13 protein-coding genes are annotated in these 14,266 nt (G+C 64.8%); 8 read left to right on the forward strand and 5 right to left on the reverse strand.

Features of this window, described 5'->3' with window-relative positions:
• The first annotated feature begins 47 nt into the window (after positions 1-47).
• The 4 genes from BLW56_RS11530 to BLW56_RS11545 all read left to right on the forward strand — a co-directional run bounded on the left by BLW56_RS11530 (position 48) and on the right by BLW56_RS11545 (position 4,580).
• Complete coding sequence (locus BLW56_RS11530; RefSeq protein ID WP_177175921.1) at positions 48-1,040, forward strand: cupin-like domain-containing protein; 993 nt, start codon at positions 48-50, stop codon at positions 1,038-1,040.
• Positions 1,040-1,822, forward strand: coding sequence for an enoyl-CoA hydratase (locus BLW56_RS11535; RefSeq protein ID WP_093510612.1), 783 nt, complete (start codon positions 1,040-1,042; stop codon positions 1,820-1,822). Before BLW56_RS11530 ends, BLW56_RS11535 begins: the two co-directional genes overlap by 1 nt.
• A gap of 117 nt (positions 1,823-1,939) precedes the next feature.
• Entirely contained in the window at positions 1,940-3,271 is a 1,332-nt protein-coding gene (locus BLW56_RS11540; protein WP_093510613.1) for a phosphotransferase family protein, read from the forward strand.
• A gap of 19 nt (positions 3,272-3,290) precedes the next feature.
• Positions 3,291-4,580, forward strand: a complete 1,290-nt coding sequence (locus tag BLW56_RS11545; protein WP_093510614.1) for an acyl-CoA dehydrogenase family protein — start codon at positions 3,291-3,293, stop codon at positions 4,578-4,580.
• Between the two features lie 19 nt (positions 4,581-4,599).
• On the opposite strand, the gene BLW56_RS11550 is transcribed toward BLW56_RS11545, so the two are convergent.
• From BLW56_RS11550 to BLW56_RS11560, 3 genes are read right to left on the reverse strand one after another with little or no spacing between them, the layout of a single operon-like run.
• Positions 4,600-4,929 carry a DMT family transporter gene (locus BLW56_RS11550; protein WP_093510615.1) on the reverse strand — a complete coding sequence of 110 codons (330 nt, stop codon included), beginning with the start codon at positions 4,927-4,929 and terminating at the stop codon, positions 4,600-4,602.
• Between the two features lie 12 nt (positions 4,930-4,941).
• On the reverse strand, positions 4,942-5,253 hold the full coding sequence (locus BLW56_RS11555) for an alkylphosphonate utilization protein (protein ID WP_093510616.1): 312 nt from the start codon (positions 5,251-5,253) through the stop codon (positions 4,942-4,944).
• A gap of 4 nt (positions 5,254-5,257) precedes the next feature.
• Positions 5,258-6,004 (reverse strand): class I SAM-dependent methyltransferase, encoded by a 747-nt coding sequence (locus BLW56_RS11560; protein WP_093510617.1) that lies wholly within the window; start codon positions 6,002-6,004, stop codon positions 5,258-5,260.
• A gap of 140 nt (positions 6,005-6,144) precedes the next feature.
• Here BLW56_RS11560 and BLW56_RS11565 point away from each other — a divergent pair, with 140 nt between their 5' ends.
• Complete coding sequence (locus BLW56_RS11565; RefSeq protein ID WP_093510618.1) at positions 6,145-7,884, forward strand: N-acyl-D-amino-acid deacylase family protein; 1,740 nt, start codon at positions 6,145-6,147, stop codon at positions 7,882-7,884.
• Entirely contained in the window at positions 7,884-8,891 is a 1,008-nt protein-coding gene (locus BLW56_RS11570; RefSeq protein ID WP_093510619.1) for a zinc-dependent alcohol dehydrogenase family protein, read from the forward strand. Before BLW56_RS11565 ends, BLW56_RS11570 begins: the two co-directional genes overlap by 1 nt.
• Positions 8,892-8,895: 4 nt before the next feature.
• Here the strand turns inward: BLW56_RS11570 and BLW56_RS11575 are convergent, their stop codons facing one another.
• Together BLW56_RS11575 and nhaA are read right to left on the reverse strand one after the other, a co-directional pair.
• Positions 8,896-10,242, reverse strand: a complete 1,347-nt coding sequence (locus BLW56_RS11575) for a hypothetical protein (protein ID WP_093510620.1) — start codon at positions 10,240-10,242, stop codon at positions 8,896-8,898.
• The gene (gene nhaA / locus BLW56_RS11580; protein ID WP_093510621.1) at positions 10,242-11,525 is read right to left on the reverse strand and encodes a Na+/H+ antiporter NhaA; all 1,284 of its coding nucleotides are present in this window, start codon (positions 11,523-11,525) and stop codon (positions 10,242-10,244) included. Before nhaA ends, BLW56_RS11575 begins: the two co-directional genes overlap by 1 nt.
• Before the next feature lie 138 nt (positions 11,526-11,663).
• On the opposite strand from nhaA, the gene BLW56_RS11585 reads away from it, so the two are divergent.
• Complete coding sequence (locus tag BLW56_RS11585) at positions 11,664-13,094, forward strand: glycosyl transferase family protein (RefSeq protein ID WP_093510622.1); 1,431 nt, start codon at positions 11,664-11,666, stop codon at positions 13,092-13,094.
• Positions 13,091-14,239 (forward strand): hypothetical protein, encoded by a 1,149-nt coding sequence (locus BLW56_RS11590; protein WP_093510623.1) that lies wholly within the window; start codon positions 13,091-13,093, stop codon positions 14,237-14,239. Before BLW56_RS11585 ends, BLW56_RS11590 begins: the two co-directional genes overlap by 4 nt.
• The last annotated feature ends 27 nt before the right edge of the window (positions 14,240-14,266 follow it).

Consider the following 14,266-nt stretch of genomic DNA (forward strand, 5'->3'; position numbering starts at 1 on the left):
ATCTTTTTGTCATGCCGATGTCCTTGAGCGGGCCGAGGAGTTTTTGCATGTCCCAACCCGACAAACGCACCCTGCTTGCCGAAGGTCTCGCCGCTGGCGAGGAAGATGTCGCCCTGCACGCGCGGCTTGTCGCCGGGGGCGTGTCGCCTGCTGCCGCCAAATATGAAATCGACCGGCTCGCCAAGGATCCGATGGCGGCGATGCTGCGCCGGCAGGCGGCGCGCATGGCGAAACAGCGCTGGCTGCTCGCCAATCAGGATCGGCTGGCGCGCGAGGCCGAAGGCGGCTTCGCGCTCGATACGCTCGACGCGCCCGATCCCGACACTTTCTATCGCCATCATTATGAAGCGAACCGCCCCGCGAAGCTCACCGGCCTGATCGGGCACTGGTCGGCGCTAACCCGTTGGTCGCTCGACCATTTTGCGGCGGTTGCGGGCGGTGCCGTCGTCGAAGCGCAGGTCGAACGCGACCGCAGCCCCGATTATGAGCTGGCGAAGGACGACCACCGACGCCTTGTCCGCTTCGCCGAACTGATCGACTGGCTTCGCAAGGACGAAGCCAGCAACGACATCTATCTTACCGCCTATAACAGCGGCACCAACGCGGCAGCGCTGGCACCCTTGTGGGACGATATGGCGCCGATCGCGTTGCTCGAACCCCGCGACCGCGACGGCTTTTTCTGGCTGGGCCCCAAGGGGACGCTGACCCCCTGGCATCACGACCTCACCAACAATCTGCTCGTGCAGGTCATGGGGCGCAAGCGCGTGCGCATGGCGCCGCCGTGGGCGTTCGATCGCATGAAGAACAGCCGGCACTGTTTTTCCGGCTGGGGCAATGAGGCGCTGCCGGCAGGCGAGGGCGATGCCGCGACGCCGCCGGTGCTGGAGGCGATCATCGGTCCGGGCGAAGCGATTTTCCTTCCCGTCGGCTGGTGGCATCAGGTCGAGGCGCTCGACCTGTCGGCAAGCATGAGCTTCACAAGCTTTCGCCGGTCCAATACCCATGTCGACGATTATCGATCCTGGGGAGAAATTGCCTGATGTCTCTGGTTCTTGTCGCACGCGACGACGCCGTTGCCACCGTTACGCTTAACCGTCCCGAGGCGATGAATGCATTATCGCGGGCGCTGCGTGGCGAGCTGGCCGGGGCAATGCGGGAATTGGCGGCCGATGAAAGCATTCGCGCAATCGTCCTGACCGGTGCTGGCGAGCGAGCCTTTACTGCCGGGCTTGATCTCAAGGAATTGGGCGCCGACACAAGCAACCTTGGCGCCGCCAATGCGACCGATGCGGACGAAAATCCGGTAAAGGCGATCGAACTCTGTCCGCAGCCGGTGATCGGTGCGATCAACGGGGTGGCGATCACTGGCGGGTTCGAAGTCGCGCTGGCGTGCGACATTTTGATCGCCTCGACCAACGCGCGCTTCGCCGACACGCATGCCCGCGTCGGCGTGATGCCGGGATGGGGCCTGTCGCAGAAACTGTCGCGCCTGATCGGCATTGGCCGCGCGAAGGAATTGTCGCTGACCGGCAATTTTCTGGGGGCCGAGGCAGCACGGGACTGGGGCTTGGTGAACCGCGTCGTAGCGCCCGAAGCACTGCTGCCGGCTGCGCAGGCGCTCGCCCGGGACATCGCAACCGCCGACCCGGCCATGGTCCGCGGATATAAGCGCCTTATCGATGACGGTTATGCGCTGGCCTTTGCGGAAGGACTCGCACTCGAACAGGAACGCTCGACCGCGGCAAACCGCGGGGTTCGCGCCGAAGAGGTCGAGTCGCGCCGGCTGGCGGTGATCGAGCGGGGCCGCGAACACGCGGGCTGATGCCGGCCATTTCGGGTTCGCCGTGCATTGCGGCGAAAATTGCGCTTTCTTGCGGCGGCCTCGCCCTAGCGGGATTACGGGGTTGCAGCACCCGAAAATACTTAGCAAGGGGAAGTAATGAACGACCTCGCCGAACTGCTGTCCGCCTTTATGGCCCGCGTCGCCCATCCCGGCGAACTTTCCGCGCTCGCTCGCCTGTCGGGCGGCGCGAATATGGAAAGCTGGGCGTTCGACTGGGCCGGAAGCAGCTATGTTCTGCGCCGCGCGCCGTCGGCGGACTATATGGCGGGGCGACCCTATGGCCACGCCGACGAGGCGGCGCTGGTCATCGCGGCGCATGATGCTGGGGTGAAGGCGCCCGAAGTCGTCGGCGTGCTCGAAGCCGGCGACGGCATGGGCACCGGCTATGTGATGCGGCGCGTGATCGCCGAGGTGAACCCGGCGAAAATTCTCGCCGACCCGCCGCCGTCGCTGCTCGCCGACCTCGGCCGCGAACTGGCGCGCATCCACGCGATTCCTTCCGCTACGATCCCGGCGGCGATCCCGCTGATGGACACGGCGGAGGCGCTCGCGGAACTGAAGGCGCGCTTCCTGTCCTATGGCGGCGATCGGCCCGTGATCGCCCTCGCGATCCGCTGGTGCGAGGATCATCTGCCCGAACCCGCGAACCCCGTGCTCGTTCATGGCGATTATCGGATGGGCAATGTCATGGTCGATGCAGACGGCCTCGCGGCCGTACTCGACTGGGAACTTGCACACCGCGGCGACGCGCATGAGGATCTGGCCTTTGGCTGCATGACCGTGTGGCGGTTCGGGCGGCTCGACACGCCGGCGTTCGGGGTCGGCAGCCTCGACGATTATTTCACCGCTTATGAAGCGGCTGGCGGGGGTAAGGTCGACCGTGCCCGCTTCCGCTTCTGGCTCGTCTACCGGACCCTGTGGTGGGCGCTCGGCTGTTTGCAGATGGGACAGGCGTGGCGCAGTGGCGCCGACCCGACGGTCGAGCGCGTCGTCATCGGCCGGCGTACAGCGGAGCAGGAACTCGATCTGATACTGCTGCTCGAAGAAGAAGCGCCGGGGAACGAACGGGACAGGGCGCTGCCGCCATCGCCCGCAGCCACTCCGACGCCGGACGGCGAGCCGACGAACCGCGAAATCGTGCAGGCGGTGCGCGACTGGATCGAGGAATCGATCAAGCCGCAGACGCAAGGCCATGCGAAATTCGAAGCGGTGGTCGCCATGAACGCGCTCGGCATCGTGATGCGCGATCTCGATGCCGGCGTGCGGGCGGAGGACAAGATTCTGGCGGAAGCCATGCTGTCGGGAGCCTCGACGCTTGCCGAACCCGGTCTGCTCGCAAGGTTGCGTCGCGATATGCTCGACAAATGCGCGATCGACAGCCCGAAATATGCCGCGCTGGCCGCGGCGCGCGCCGAATGGCGGGGATAATAGGATAAGGGAGAGAGACATGGATTTTGCAATGCCCGCCGACCTGCAGGCGTATCTGGACGAGCTTGACGCGTTTATCGACGCCGAGATCAAGCCGCTCGAGCTGGCCGACGACAATATCCGCTTCTTCGATCATCGCCGCGAACACAGCCGCACCGACTGGGACAATCAGGGTCTGCCGCGCCACGATTGGGAAGAGCTGCTGAAAAAGGCGACGCGCAAGGCCGATGCCGCGGGCCACTGGCGCTTTTCGGCCCCCAAGAAATATGGCGGCAAGGACGGGTCGAACCTGTGGATGGCGGTGATCCGCGAACATTTCGCCGCGAAAGGGCTCGGCCTCCACAACGATTTGCAGAACGAGCATAGCATCGTCGGCAACTTCCCCTTCGTCGAGATGTTCGAGCAGTTCGGCACGAGCGACGAGCAGAAGCAGGAATTCATCCTCGGCGGGTTCGAGGGCAAGCGCCGCACCGCATTCGGGCTGACCGAACCCGACCATGGATCCGACGCGACACATATGGAAACGCGTGCCGTTCGCGAGACCCGCGATGGCGTCGACGGATGGCTGATCAACGGCCGCAAGATGTGGATCACCGGCATGCATGTCGCGACGCATTGCGCGACCTTCTGCCGCACCAGCGGCGAGGATGGCGATGCGAAGGGCATCACCTGCCTGCTCGTTCCCACCGGGACCGAAGGCATGACGGTCGACGAATATATGTGGACCTTCAACATGCCGACCGACCACCCGCGCATGACCTTCACCGATGTGTGGGTGCCCGACGACGCGCGGCTCGGTCCCGAGGGCGGCGGGCTGTCGATCGCGCAGAGCTTCGTCCACCAGAACCGCATCCGGCAGGCGGCGTCATCGCTCGGCGCCGCGGTCTTCTGCATCGAGGAGAGCGTGAAATATGCGCGCGAGCGCAAGCCCTTCGGTGAGGCGCTGGCGAAGAATCAGGCGATCCAGTTCCCGCTCGTCGAGCTCGCGACACAGGCAGAGATGCTGCGCCTGCTGATCCGCAAGACCGCTTGGGACATGGACAACACCCCGCACAAGGAGGTCGAGCGCACCCTCTCCGACAAGGTGAGCATGTGCAACTATTGGGCGAACCGGCTCGTCTGCGAAGCCGCCGACCGCGCGATGCAGGTGCATGGCGGCATCGGCTACTCGCGGCACAAGCCGTTCGAGCATATCTATCGCCACCACCGCCGCTATCGCATCACCGAGGGGGCCGAAGAAATCCAGATGCGCAAGGTCGCGGCCTATCTGTTCGGCTATCTGGGGCCGCGCAAGGGCCTGTTTTCCTGAACGCCGGAGCGGCCGTCCGTCAGTGGGCGGCCGTCTTCGACCAGATGTTCATAACCGCCACTCCCGCGACGATCAGCGCCATGCCGATCATCGCGGGGGCGTCGAGGCGCTGGCCCTGAAATATCCAGGCGACGGTGGTGATCAGGACGATGCCGACCCCTGACCAGATCGCATAGGCGATGCCCGTCGGGATATCGCGCAGCGCCAACGACAGGAAATAGAAGGCGACGATATAGCCCGCCGCCATGATCAGCGACGGGCCGAGGTTCCGGAAACCGTCGGCTTGCTTGAGGAATGAGGTAGCGATCACTTCGGCGACGATTGCGATGCCGAGATAGAGATATTGCAACGTTGAGACCCTCTAGCGCTTGCGGACAAATTCGGCGCGCAGGACGAGGCCCTTGATGCCATCGTGGCGGCAGTCGATTTCCTGATCGTCGCCGGTCAGGCGGATCGACTTTATCACCGTGCCGACCTTCAGCGTCTGCCCCGCGCCTTTGACGGTCAGATCCTTGACCAGCACGACCGAGTCGCCATCGCTCAGCAAGTTGCCGACGGCGTCGCGCACCTCGGGACCGGCGGATGCCGCCGCCGCCCGCTCGCGAGCTTCGCCGGCGGACAGCCATTCGCCGCTTGCCTCGTCATAGACATAATCTTCGTCGTCGCTGGTCATTCTGTTATCCCGGTTTGCGGAAACGCAGCGCAAACTGGTCGGTTTTGCCACGAATTTCCTTGTCGAAGACGTTCGCGGTACGCGGATCGTCGGTGCGTTTATAGAGGTCGCTTTCGGCCTCCAGCTTGAAACCCGCCTTGGTCAGTACCGCGACCACCGCCGCCTTGTCGATGCGGTGCAGGCTGTCCGACAGCGTCGTTCCGCTGCCCTCGGCGGCGCTATGGTCGACGACGACCAGCGTCCCGCCGGGCTTCAGCGCCGCGAACAGTGCGGCGCTCGCCTTGTCGCCCGTCCCGGCGGGGAAGGGCTTCAGATAGAGGTCGTGGAAATTCTGCACCGTGATGATCGTGTCGAGCGGTGTGGCAAATGCGGGCGCCGCAAACGGTCCGGCGACGGCATCGACATTGTCATAGGCGGCATCGACCGCCGCCTGATCGTCGCCATATTGTTTCTTGAAGGCGATGAATTCGGAAGGCTGGAAGGCATAGACCTTGCCGGTCGGGCCGACCGCGGCTGCGAGCAGGCGGGTAACATAACCGCCGCCCATCACATAGTCGCCGACCTTCTCGCCCGGTGCGATCTGGGCGAACGCGAGCAGTTCGGCGGGCTTGCGCGCGGTGTCGCGTTCGCGGTCGGCCGCGGGACGCGCCGGATCGGCGAGGGCGCTCTTATAGTTTGGGCCGGCGTCTTTGGCGGCGAGCGGAGTTGCTGAAACGGCGAGCAGGATAGCAAGGGTAAGCGGGCGGATCATGGCATCGACTCCCAATGATTTTGTTGCGCCACCATAGCGCTTCCCTGCGCCGTCCGCGCACTTATTTGCATATCCCGATTTTGATGATAGGTTTCTTGGTGAAACTAAAAAATATGGCCAAAAAGCTTGGGAGAGCGGACATGCATGATCTGGTGATTCGTGGCGGCACCGTCGTCGATGGTTCGGGCGGAGTGCCCTTTGTCGCGGATGTCGCGATCGACGGCGACCGCATTGTCGCGGTCGGCGAAAAGCTCGGCGCGGGGCGTGAGGAGATCGACGCCAGCGGCAAGATCGTCACCCCCGGCTTTGTCGATGTCCACACCCATTATGACGGACAGGCGACGTGGGATGCCGAAATGGCGCCGTCGAGCTGGCACGGCGTCACCACTGTTGTCATGGGCAATTGCGGCGTCGGCTTCGCCCCCGCCAAGCCCGACCGCCACGAATGGCTGATTTCGCTGATGGAAGGCGTCGAGGATATCCCCGGCACCGCGCTCGCCGAAGGCATGTCGTGGGACTGGGAAACCTTCCCCGAATATATGGATGCGCTCGAAAAGCTGCCGCGCACCGTCGACGTCGCGTGCCATGTGCCGCACGGCGCCGTCCGCGCCTATGTGCTTGGCGACCGCGAAAAGCCCGGCGCGATCCCGACCGACGCGGACATCGCCGAAATGTCGCGCATCGTCGAGGAAGGCGTGCGGGCAGGGGCGCTCGGCTTCTCGACCAGCCGCACGGTGCTGCATAAATCGATCGACGGCGAACTCGTCCCCGGCACCACGGCTACGGCTGAAGAACTGGTCGCGATCGGTCGCGCAATGGGCCGCGTCGGTTACGGCGTGTTCGAAATGGCGAGCGACATGAAACGCGAGTGGAACGAGTTTCAGTGGATGGGGGATCTCAGCCGCGAAACGGGCCTGCCGGTGACTTTCGCCGCGCTCCAGTCGATCGCCAAGGAATTGCCGCTCGAAGAGCAGATTTCGGAAATGCGCAAACAGAACGCGACCGGCGCGAACATCGTCGCGCAGATCGCGCTGCGCGGCAACGGGGTGATCATGGCGTGGCAGGGGACGGTGCATCCGTTCCGCTTCAAGCCGGCATGGAACGAGATCATCGACCTGCCGTGGGACCAGCAACTCGCGCATCTGAAAGATCCAGGGTTCAGGAAGCGGATGATCGACGAGCCCAATATCTGGCCCGAAAGTGACATTCTCGACTTCCTGAAGGTCGTCGCCGAAGGCTGGCCGGTCCAATTCGAAATGGACCCCGATTTCAACTACGAACCGCGGATGGATGAGAGCATCGCCCATCGCGCTGCGGGGGCGGGTGTCAGTGCCTCCGAATATGCCTATGATCTGCTGATGAAGGATGACGGCAAGGGCTTCATCTATTTCCCCATCCTCAACTATCGCGACGGCAACCTCAATTTCCTCGAGGATCTGCAGGCGTCGGACGACACGGTGAACAGCCTGTCCGACGGCGGCGCGCATTGCGGGACGATCTGCGACGCCGCTTCGCCGACCTTCATGCTCCAGCATTGGGTGCGCGATCGCAAAGGCCATCGCATCGCGCTCGAACAGGCCGTGAAGCGCCAGTGCCGCGATACCGCAATGCTCTATGGGCTCGAAGATCGCGGCGTGCTTGCGCCGGGCTATCTCGCCGATCTCAACGTCATCGACATGGACGCGATCAAGCTCGGCAAACCCTGGCTCGCCTTCGACCTGCCTGCAGGGGGCAAGCGCCTGCTGCAAAAGGCCGACGGCTATGTCGCGACGATCAAGTCCGGCGTCGTCACGTTCAAGGATGGCGCAATGCAGGGCCCGACCCCCGGCGGCGTGATCCGCGGCCCGCAGCGCGTCGAAATGGCGATGGCGGCCGAGTGATGCGGGCGGTCCAGCTTCGCGCCCCCGCTTCCCTCGATAATCTGACGCTGGCCGATCTTCCCGACCCCGGTGATCCGGGGCCGGGCGAGATTCGGGTGCGGCTGGCCGCATCGTCGCTCAATTTCCATGATTTTGCGGTCGTCGCCGGGATGATCCCGACCGCCGAAAACCGTATCCCGATGTCCGATGGCGCAGGGACGGTCGAGGCGGTGGGTGAGGGCGTGACCGACCATAAAGTCGGTGACAGCGTCGTGTCGCTCTTCTTTCCCTATTGGGCCGACGGCGCGCCGCCGGCGAGCGCCTTCACGCAAGTTCCCGGCGATGGCATCGACGGCTATGCGCGCGAAGTGGTGGTGACGCCCGGGCATTGGTTCACGCGTGCTCCCGAGGGCTGGTCGGCGGCCGAGGCGGCGACGCTCACCTGCGCCGGGCTGACCGCATGGCGCGCGCTGTTCGTCGACGGCGTCACCCAGCCGGGCTCGACCGTGCTGATTCAGGGCAGCGGCGGGGTATCGGTCTTCGCGCTGCAATTTGCCAAGGCAGCGGGCGCGCGCGTGATCGCGACAAGTTCGTCCGACGCGAAGCTCGAACGATTGAAGGCGCTCGGCGCCGACGAGCTGATCAATTACAAGGAGGTGCCGACGTGGGGCGCCCGGGCGCTCGAACTGACGGGCGGGCGCGGGGTCGATACGGTGGTCGAGATCGGCGGGGCGGGCACTCTCGACCAGTCGATGCTCGCGGCGCGTGTTGGCGGGCATGTTGCACTGATCGGGGTGCTGGCGGGGATTGTCGGGCCGGTGAAGACCGCGCTGCTGATGAGCAAGAATTTGCGCGTGCAGGGGCTGACCGTCGGCAGCCGCGCACAGCAACTCGCGATGATCGCGGGGGTCGAGGCGAACGGCATTCGTCCGGTCCTCGACCGGCACTTTCCGCTCGAAAATCTTGCCGACGCATTTCGCCATCAAGTGTCGAACGCGCATTTCGGCAAGATTATCCTCGATATCTAGCGGCTCAGCGTGCGAGCAGATCCGAAGGCAAGGTCGGTTCGCTGACGATCTTTGCCATGCGCCGCCACATCTCGTCGCGGCTGGGTCTGCCGCGTTCGACATAGGCGCGCACCATCGTCTCGCCGAGACCGTAGTTGATCACATAGCTGCGATACTGATCGGTGAAGCTCACCGACTGCTCGGCGCGCTTAGGGGAGACGAGCAGATATTTCTGGGTTAGCGCCACAGCCGTCGGTCGGTCGATCACGCCATCGAGATATTGCTGCGCGATCGTCAGCCGCGCGCCCGACGCGCGTTTGATCGCGGCCAAAAGCTGCCAGTAACGATCATCGGACGGCACCGCGATTTCGGCAATCGGCATCAGGACGTCGCGCTCGGTGTCGGCCTTGCTGCTTTCGGGGAAGGCGAGGTCGATGCCGTAATTGGCGCTGCCCTCGGCGATCAGGCTTTGCGGGCTGTAGAGGGGGTAAACGCTGAACTCGGCCCAGCCGCGCTCCTTCACCAATTTCTCTTCAAGCTTCATGTTGAGCAGGTGATGCCCCGGATACCCCTCGTGGCAGCCGAGGTCGAGCGCGCGCGACAGGCGGATCGGCAGGTCGGTGTTGACCTGGATCAGGCTGTGGTAGCCGCCCTGATAATAATTGTAGCCGCTCCAGCTCTTGCCGGTGACGAATTCGAGGCGAAAGCTTTCGCCTTCGGGCATCGGGATATGCGCCATGCTGCGTCCGCGGCAACGCGCGATCGCGGCGTCGAAGGTCTTTTGCAGCCGTTCCTTCGGGATGGTGAAGGCATCGAGATAGGCTTCGACGCGGTCGGCGAGCGCGCCTTCGCCAGGGACGAGGGCTTCGATCTTCGCGAGCTCGGCGTCGTAGCTGGCGAGGGGCTTCAACCGCGGCCGCACCCCGAACAACCGTTCGGCCTCCTCGGCGAAGGTAAAGCGCGTGCCCTGCATCATCTGCAATCGCGTTTCGGCGGCGCGAAGCTGCGCGCGTAGAAAATGGGCACGGCGCTTGGCGAGCGGATCGGACAGCCGCCGTGCCGCAACGTCAACCTCAGCCATCAGGTCGCGCGTCGCGGCGAGCAACGTCGGCTTGTCGCGCGGGGCCGCCTCGGCCGCCTTCTGAAGCTCCGGCGGGCCATAATAGGCGTCGATATAGCCGGGCTCGTGCGTTCCGATTTCGAGGCTGAGCCGCAGATAGGCGGATGCGATCTCGTCGAGCGCCTTGGTCGAAGCCGGTGTGCGGCGGACGTCGAGCGATGCTAGATCGGGCTTGGTCGCGGAGGGGCGGGTCTCGTTCGCGGCACAACCCGACAGGAGGGCGACCAGCGACAGGGCGATGAATTTACGCATTACGCGGCTATACCGCTGCTTTCGCTCGTGTCACGCACATCGCCGTCGGCGGCGATTTCGGCGTCCGACCGGCTTTCGGTCGCGTCATGATCGGGATGGAGCGGTGCGAAGCGCAAGACGGCGTAACCCGCGAGTGCCGCGAACAGCGACCCCATCAATATGCCGATCTTCGCTTCCTCGACCAGCAACGCATCGCCCGGAAAGGCGAGCCCGCCGATGAACAGGCTCATCGTAAAGCCGATGCCGCACAGCATCGCGACGCCATAGACCTGAAGCCAGGTCGCGCCGCGTAGCCGGCCCGCGATCCCCAATTTCACCGCCAGCCAGACGCTGCCGAAGATGCCGATCTGTTTTCCAAGGAACAGCCCCGCCGCGATCCCGAGCGGCAGCGGCGCGAATAGCTGATCGACACCCAGCCCGCGGACATCGACCCCCGCGTTGGCAAAACCGAAAAGCGGCACGATCGCAAAGGCGACCCACGGGTGCAAAGCGTGTTCGAGCTTGTGAAGCGGCGAATGCGCGCTGTCGGGGGCGCCCGGGGTGTGCTCGAACGGGATCGCCATGGCCGCCAGCACTCCCGCGATCGTGGCGTGGACACCCGAAAGCAACATCGCGTACCAGAGGAAAGCGAACATCAGCAGGTAGAGCGGCAGGCTTTTTACGCGCAGGCGCCCCATCGCGAACATGAGGCCGAGGATGACCGCCGCCGCGCCGAGCGCGAGCAGGTTGATCTTCGCGGTATAGAAAAGCGCGATGATCGCCACCGCGCCCATGTCGTCGACGATCGCGACGGTGACGAGGAACAGCTTGAGCGAGGTCGGCGCGCGCTTGCCTAGCAGGGCGAGCACGCCCATCGCAAATGCGATGTCGGTCGCGGCCGGGATCGCCCAGCCTTGTGCGAGCCCCGGCGTGCCTCCCGCAAAGAGGATATAAATGACCGCCGGCACGGCCATTCCGGCCGCTGCCGCGATGAACGGCAACCGCCGCCGATCCCAGCTGGCTAGTCGTCCGTCGACGAATTCGCGCTTTATCTCCAGCCCGACGAGCAGGAAGAAGATCGCCATCAGTCCGTCGTTGATCCACAGATGGACCGTCATCGGCCCGAGCTTGTCGGTCAGTACCGGCCCGGTCACCATGTGAATCGCACCGTGATAAAGTGTTGCCAGCGGTGAATTGGCTATAATCATCGCCAAAATGGCTGCGAAAATAAGAAGCATTCCGCCCGCGCTTTCACTCGCGAGGAACTCACGCAATGCTGAACGTGGCGGAAAACTGCGGGTCATCGGTAAGCTATTTCCTTATTTTGTCAGAAAAATTGACGATTAGAGGCGGGCAGCGGCGCGCCTTTACAAATCTGCTCTCTTCACTAGCACTATGGATATTGATGGCATTAGGCCATCGGTGGGGGCGGGGCTAGCACATTGGAGCTGTCGACCGCATGGCTGGAATGGCTGGTGCTGGGCACTGGCTACGAACTGATGCTTTTCGCGTCGGTCGGAATCCTGTTGTTCGGGCTCGACGACCTGCTGTTCGATGCATTGTGGATGGCTACCCGCCGCCGCAGATCGTCGCTCGTCCCGGCCGCGCCGCCGATCGAGGGGCGCTTCGCAGTCTTCGTGCCCGCGTGGGATGAAGCCAAGGCGCTGCCCGCGATGCTGCATCGCACGCTCGCAGCATGGGAAGGCGAGGATTTCCGGATCTACGTCGGCTGCTATCCCAACGATGCCGCGACGCTTTTTGCGATATCGCCGATCATCGCCCGCGACCGTCGGCTTCGGCTTGTCGTCGGCGGCCGCGAAGGGCCAACGACCAAGGGCGACAATCTCAATTGCTTGTGGGCGGCGCTCGGCGAAGATGAACGTGCCGACGGCATGCGTTTCGCCGCCATCGTCCTGCATGATTGCGAAGATCATGTTCATCCGGGCGAGCTCGCGCTCTATCGCCGCTATCTCGGGGAAAATGCGATGGTGCAGATTCCCGTCGTGCCCCTGATCACGCGAAGCGAACGCTGGATCGGCGGGCATTATGGCGATGAGTTTGCCGAAGCGCACGGGAAGGAACTGGTCGTTCGTTCGCGCCTCGGCCTGCCGCTACCATCGGCGGGAGTCGGCTGCGCGCTGACCCGTACCGCACTGGCGTTGCTTGCGCTCGAACGCGGCGGCGATCCTTTCCGCCGCGACAGCCTGACCGAAGATTATGAGATCGGCATGCTTATCGGTGCCTATGGCCTTTCAACGCGCTTTGTCGACGCGGTCGGACCCGCGGGTGACCGGATCGTCTCGCGCGGCGCATTTCCGGGAGAAATCGAAAAGGCCGTGCGGCAGAAATCGCGCTGGATCGCGGGGATCGCGCTTGCGGGATGGGACCATCTTGGCTGGCTCGGACCAGGGCGCCCCGCCACCGATGCCGGCTCCGGTCCCGGCCGCGCGTGGATCGCGCGCTGGATGCTGTGGCGCGACCGCCGCGCCCCGCTTTCCGCGCTTGTCCTGCTTGCCGCTTATGCGGGACTGGTTCTGACGGTCGCGGGCTGGGCAGGGCAGTTTCTGATGGGGTGGCAGGCGGTCGAGCTGAGTGACGGCATGCGGCTGTTGCTGGCGTTCAATGCCGTGATGCTATGCTGGCGGATCGGCATGCGCGGGCATTTTACGGCCGGTTGGTACGGTCTGCGCGAGGCGATGGTTTCGCTGCCGCGTGCCTTTTTCGCGAATGTGGTCGCGATGCTCGCCGCGCGCCGCGCGGTCGGCCTCTACTGGCGGATGTTACGGTCGGGCGAAGTCGTCTGGGACAAGACTGAACATCCCGATTACGAAGCCGCGCACGAAGACGGCTTTGCAAAGATGCCGGCGCGATGAGCGCGAGATCCCCCGATGTGCGCCGCGACGCGCCGGCGCTGCGCTTCCTGCTCCTGTGCGTCGGGGGCTGGATTGTGTTGCGGATCATGATGCTGTGGAACCCCGCCACCTCCTTTGCGCTCGACAACGCCGAGGCGCCGTGGTCGCCGCCGTCGCCTTTTGCGGCGAATGACGCGACACTGGGGAGCCCGCTCGTGGCGCGCCCCGATGGGCAGCAGGCCTCGACATATCGGCGAGTGAGCGTGTCACCCGTCGTCGCGGCGGTCCCCGCGCGGCGGACACCAATGCCGGCGCTGGCCGAAGGCGGGCCCGTTGGCGGTAGCACAGGCGCCGACCGTCATGCTCTTCGCCTTTCGCTGATCGCACGGCTGCTGCCATCTTTGCCGGTCGATTCCACCCGCTCCGCCGCCCCGGTGCGCAGCGCGCTATGGTTTCCCCTCGCGCGCGCCGAACATTCCGATCCGGGGCAGGGCAAGCCTTTCTGGATCCAGCGGCAGCTCGGGGGCTGGGCGCTCGCCGGCTGGGTCTATTTGCGCGAGGGGTCCGGGTCCGCCCCCGGCCCCCTCGGCGCGGCAAGCCAGCTTGGCGGAAGTCAGGCGGGCCTTCGGCTGGGCTATGGCTTTGGCGATGGCGGGCGCGTTCGCGCCTATGGCCGCGCGACGATGGCTATCCAGCGGCCGCAGCAGCGCGAGATCGCATTTGGCCTTGCTCTGGCTCCGCTTGCGCATGTGCCGGTCGATGTCGCGATCGAGCAGCGAATTGCCGCAGGAAAAGAGGGGCGCACCGCGTTGGCCATGATGGCGAGCGGCGGCGTATCGGAGATTGCGCTTCCCGCCGGTTTCCGGCTCGACGCCTATGCGCAGGCGGGCATCGTCGGGGCGCGGCGGCGCGACGGTTTTGCCGACGGCGCCATCGTCGTCGATCGCCGCCTTGGTCCCGATGACACATCTCCGCTTCGCCTCGGCGCACTTGCGGCTGGTGCCGTGCAGCCGGGCGCGGCGCGGGTCGATGTCGGACCGCGGCTGACGCTGCGCCTGCCCGAGGTCGGCGAAGGCAGCCGGATTGCGCTCGACTGGCGCCAGCGCGTCGCGGGCGATGCGCGTCCGGAAAGCGGTCTGGCGCTGACGCTGGCGAGCGACTTCTGATCGCAGGTAAAAATAGCCGCCCCAGCC

Source organism: Sphingopyxis sp. YR583, from assembly GCF_900108295.1.
In the GTDB taxonomy this organism is placed as follows: Bacteria; Pseudomonadota; Alphaproteobacteria; order Sphingomonadales; family Sphingomonadaceae; genus Sphingopyxis.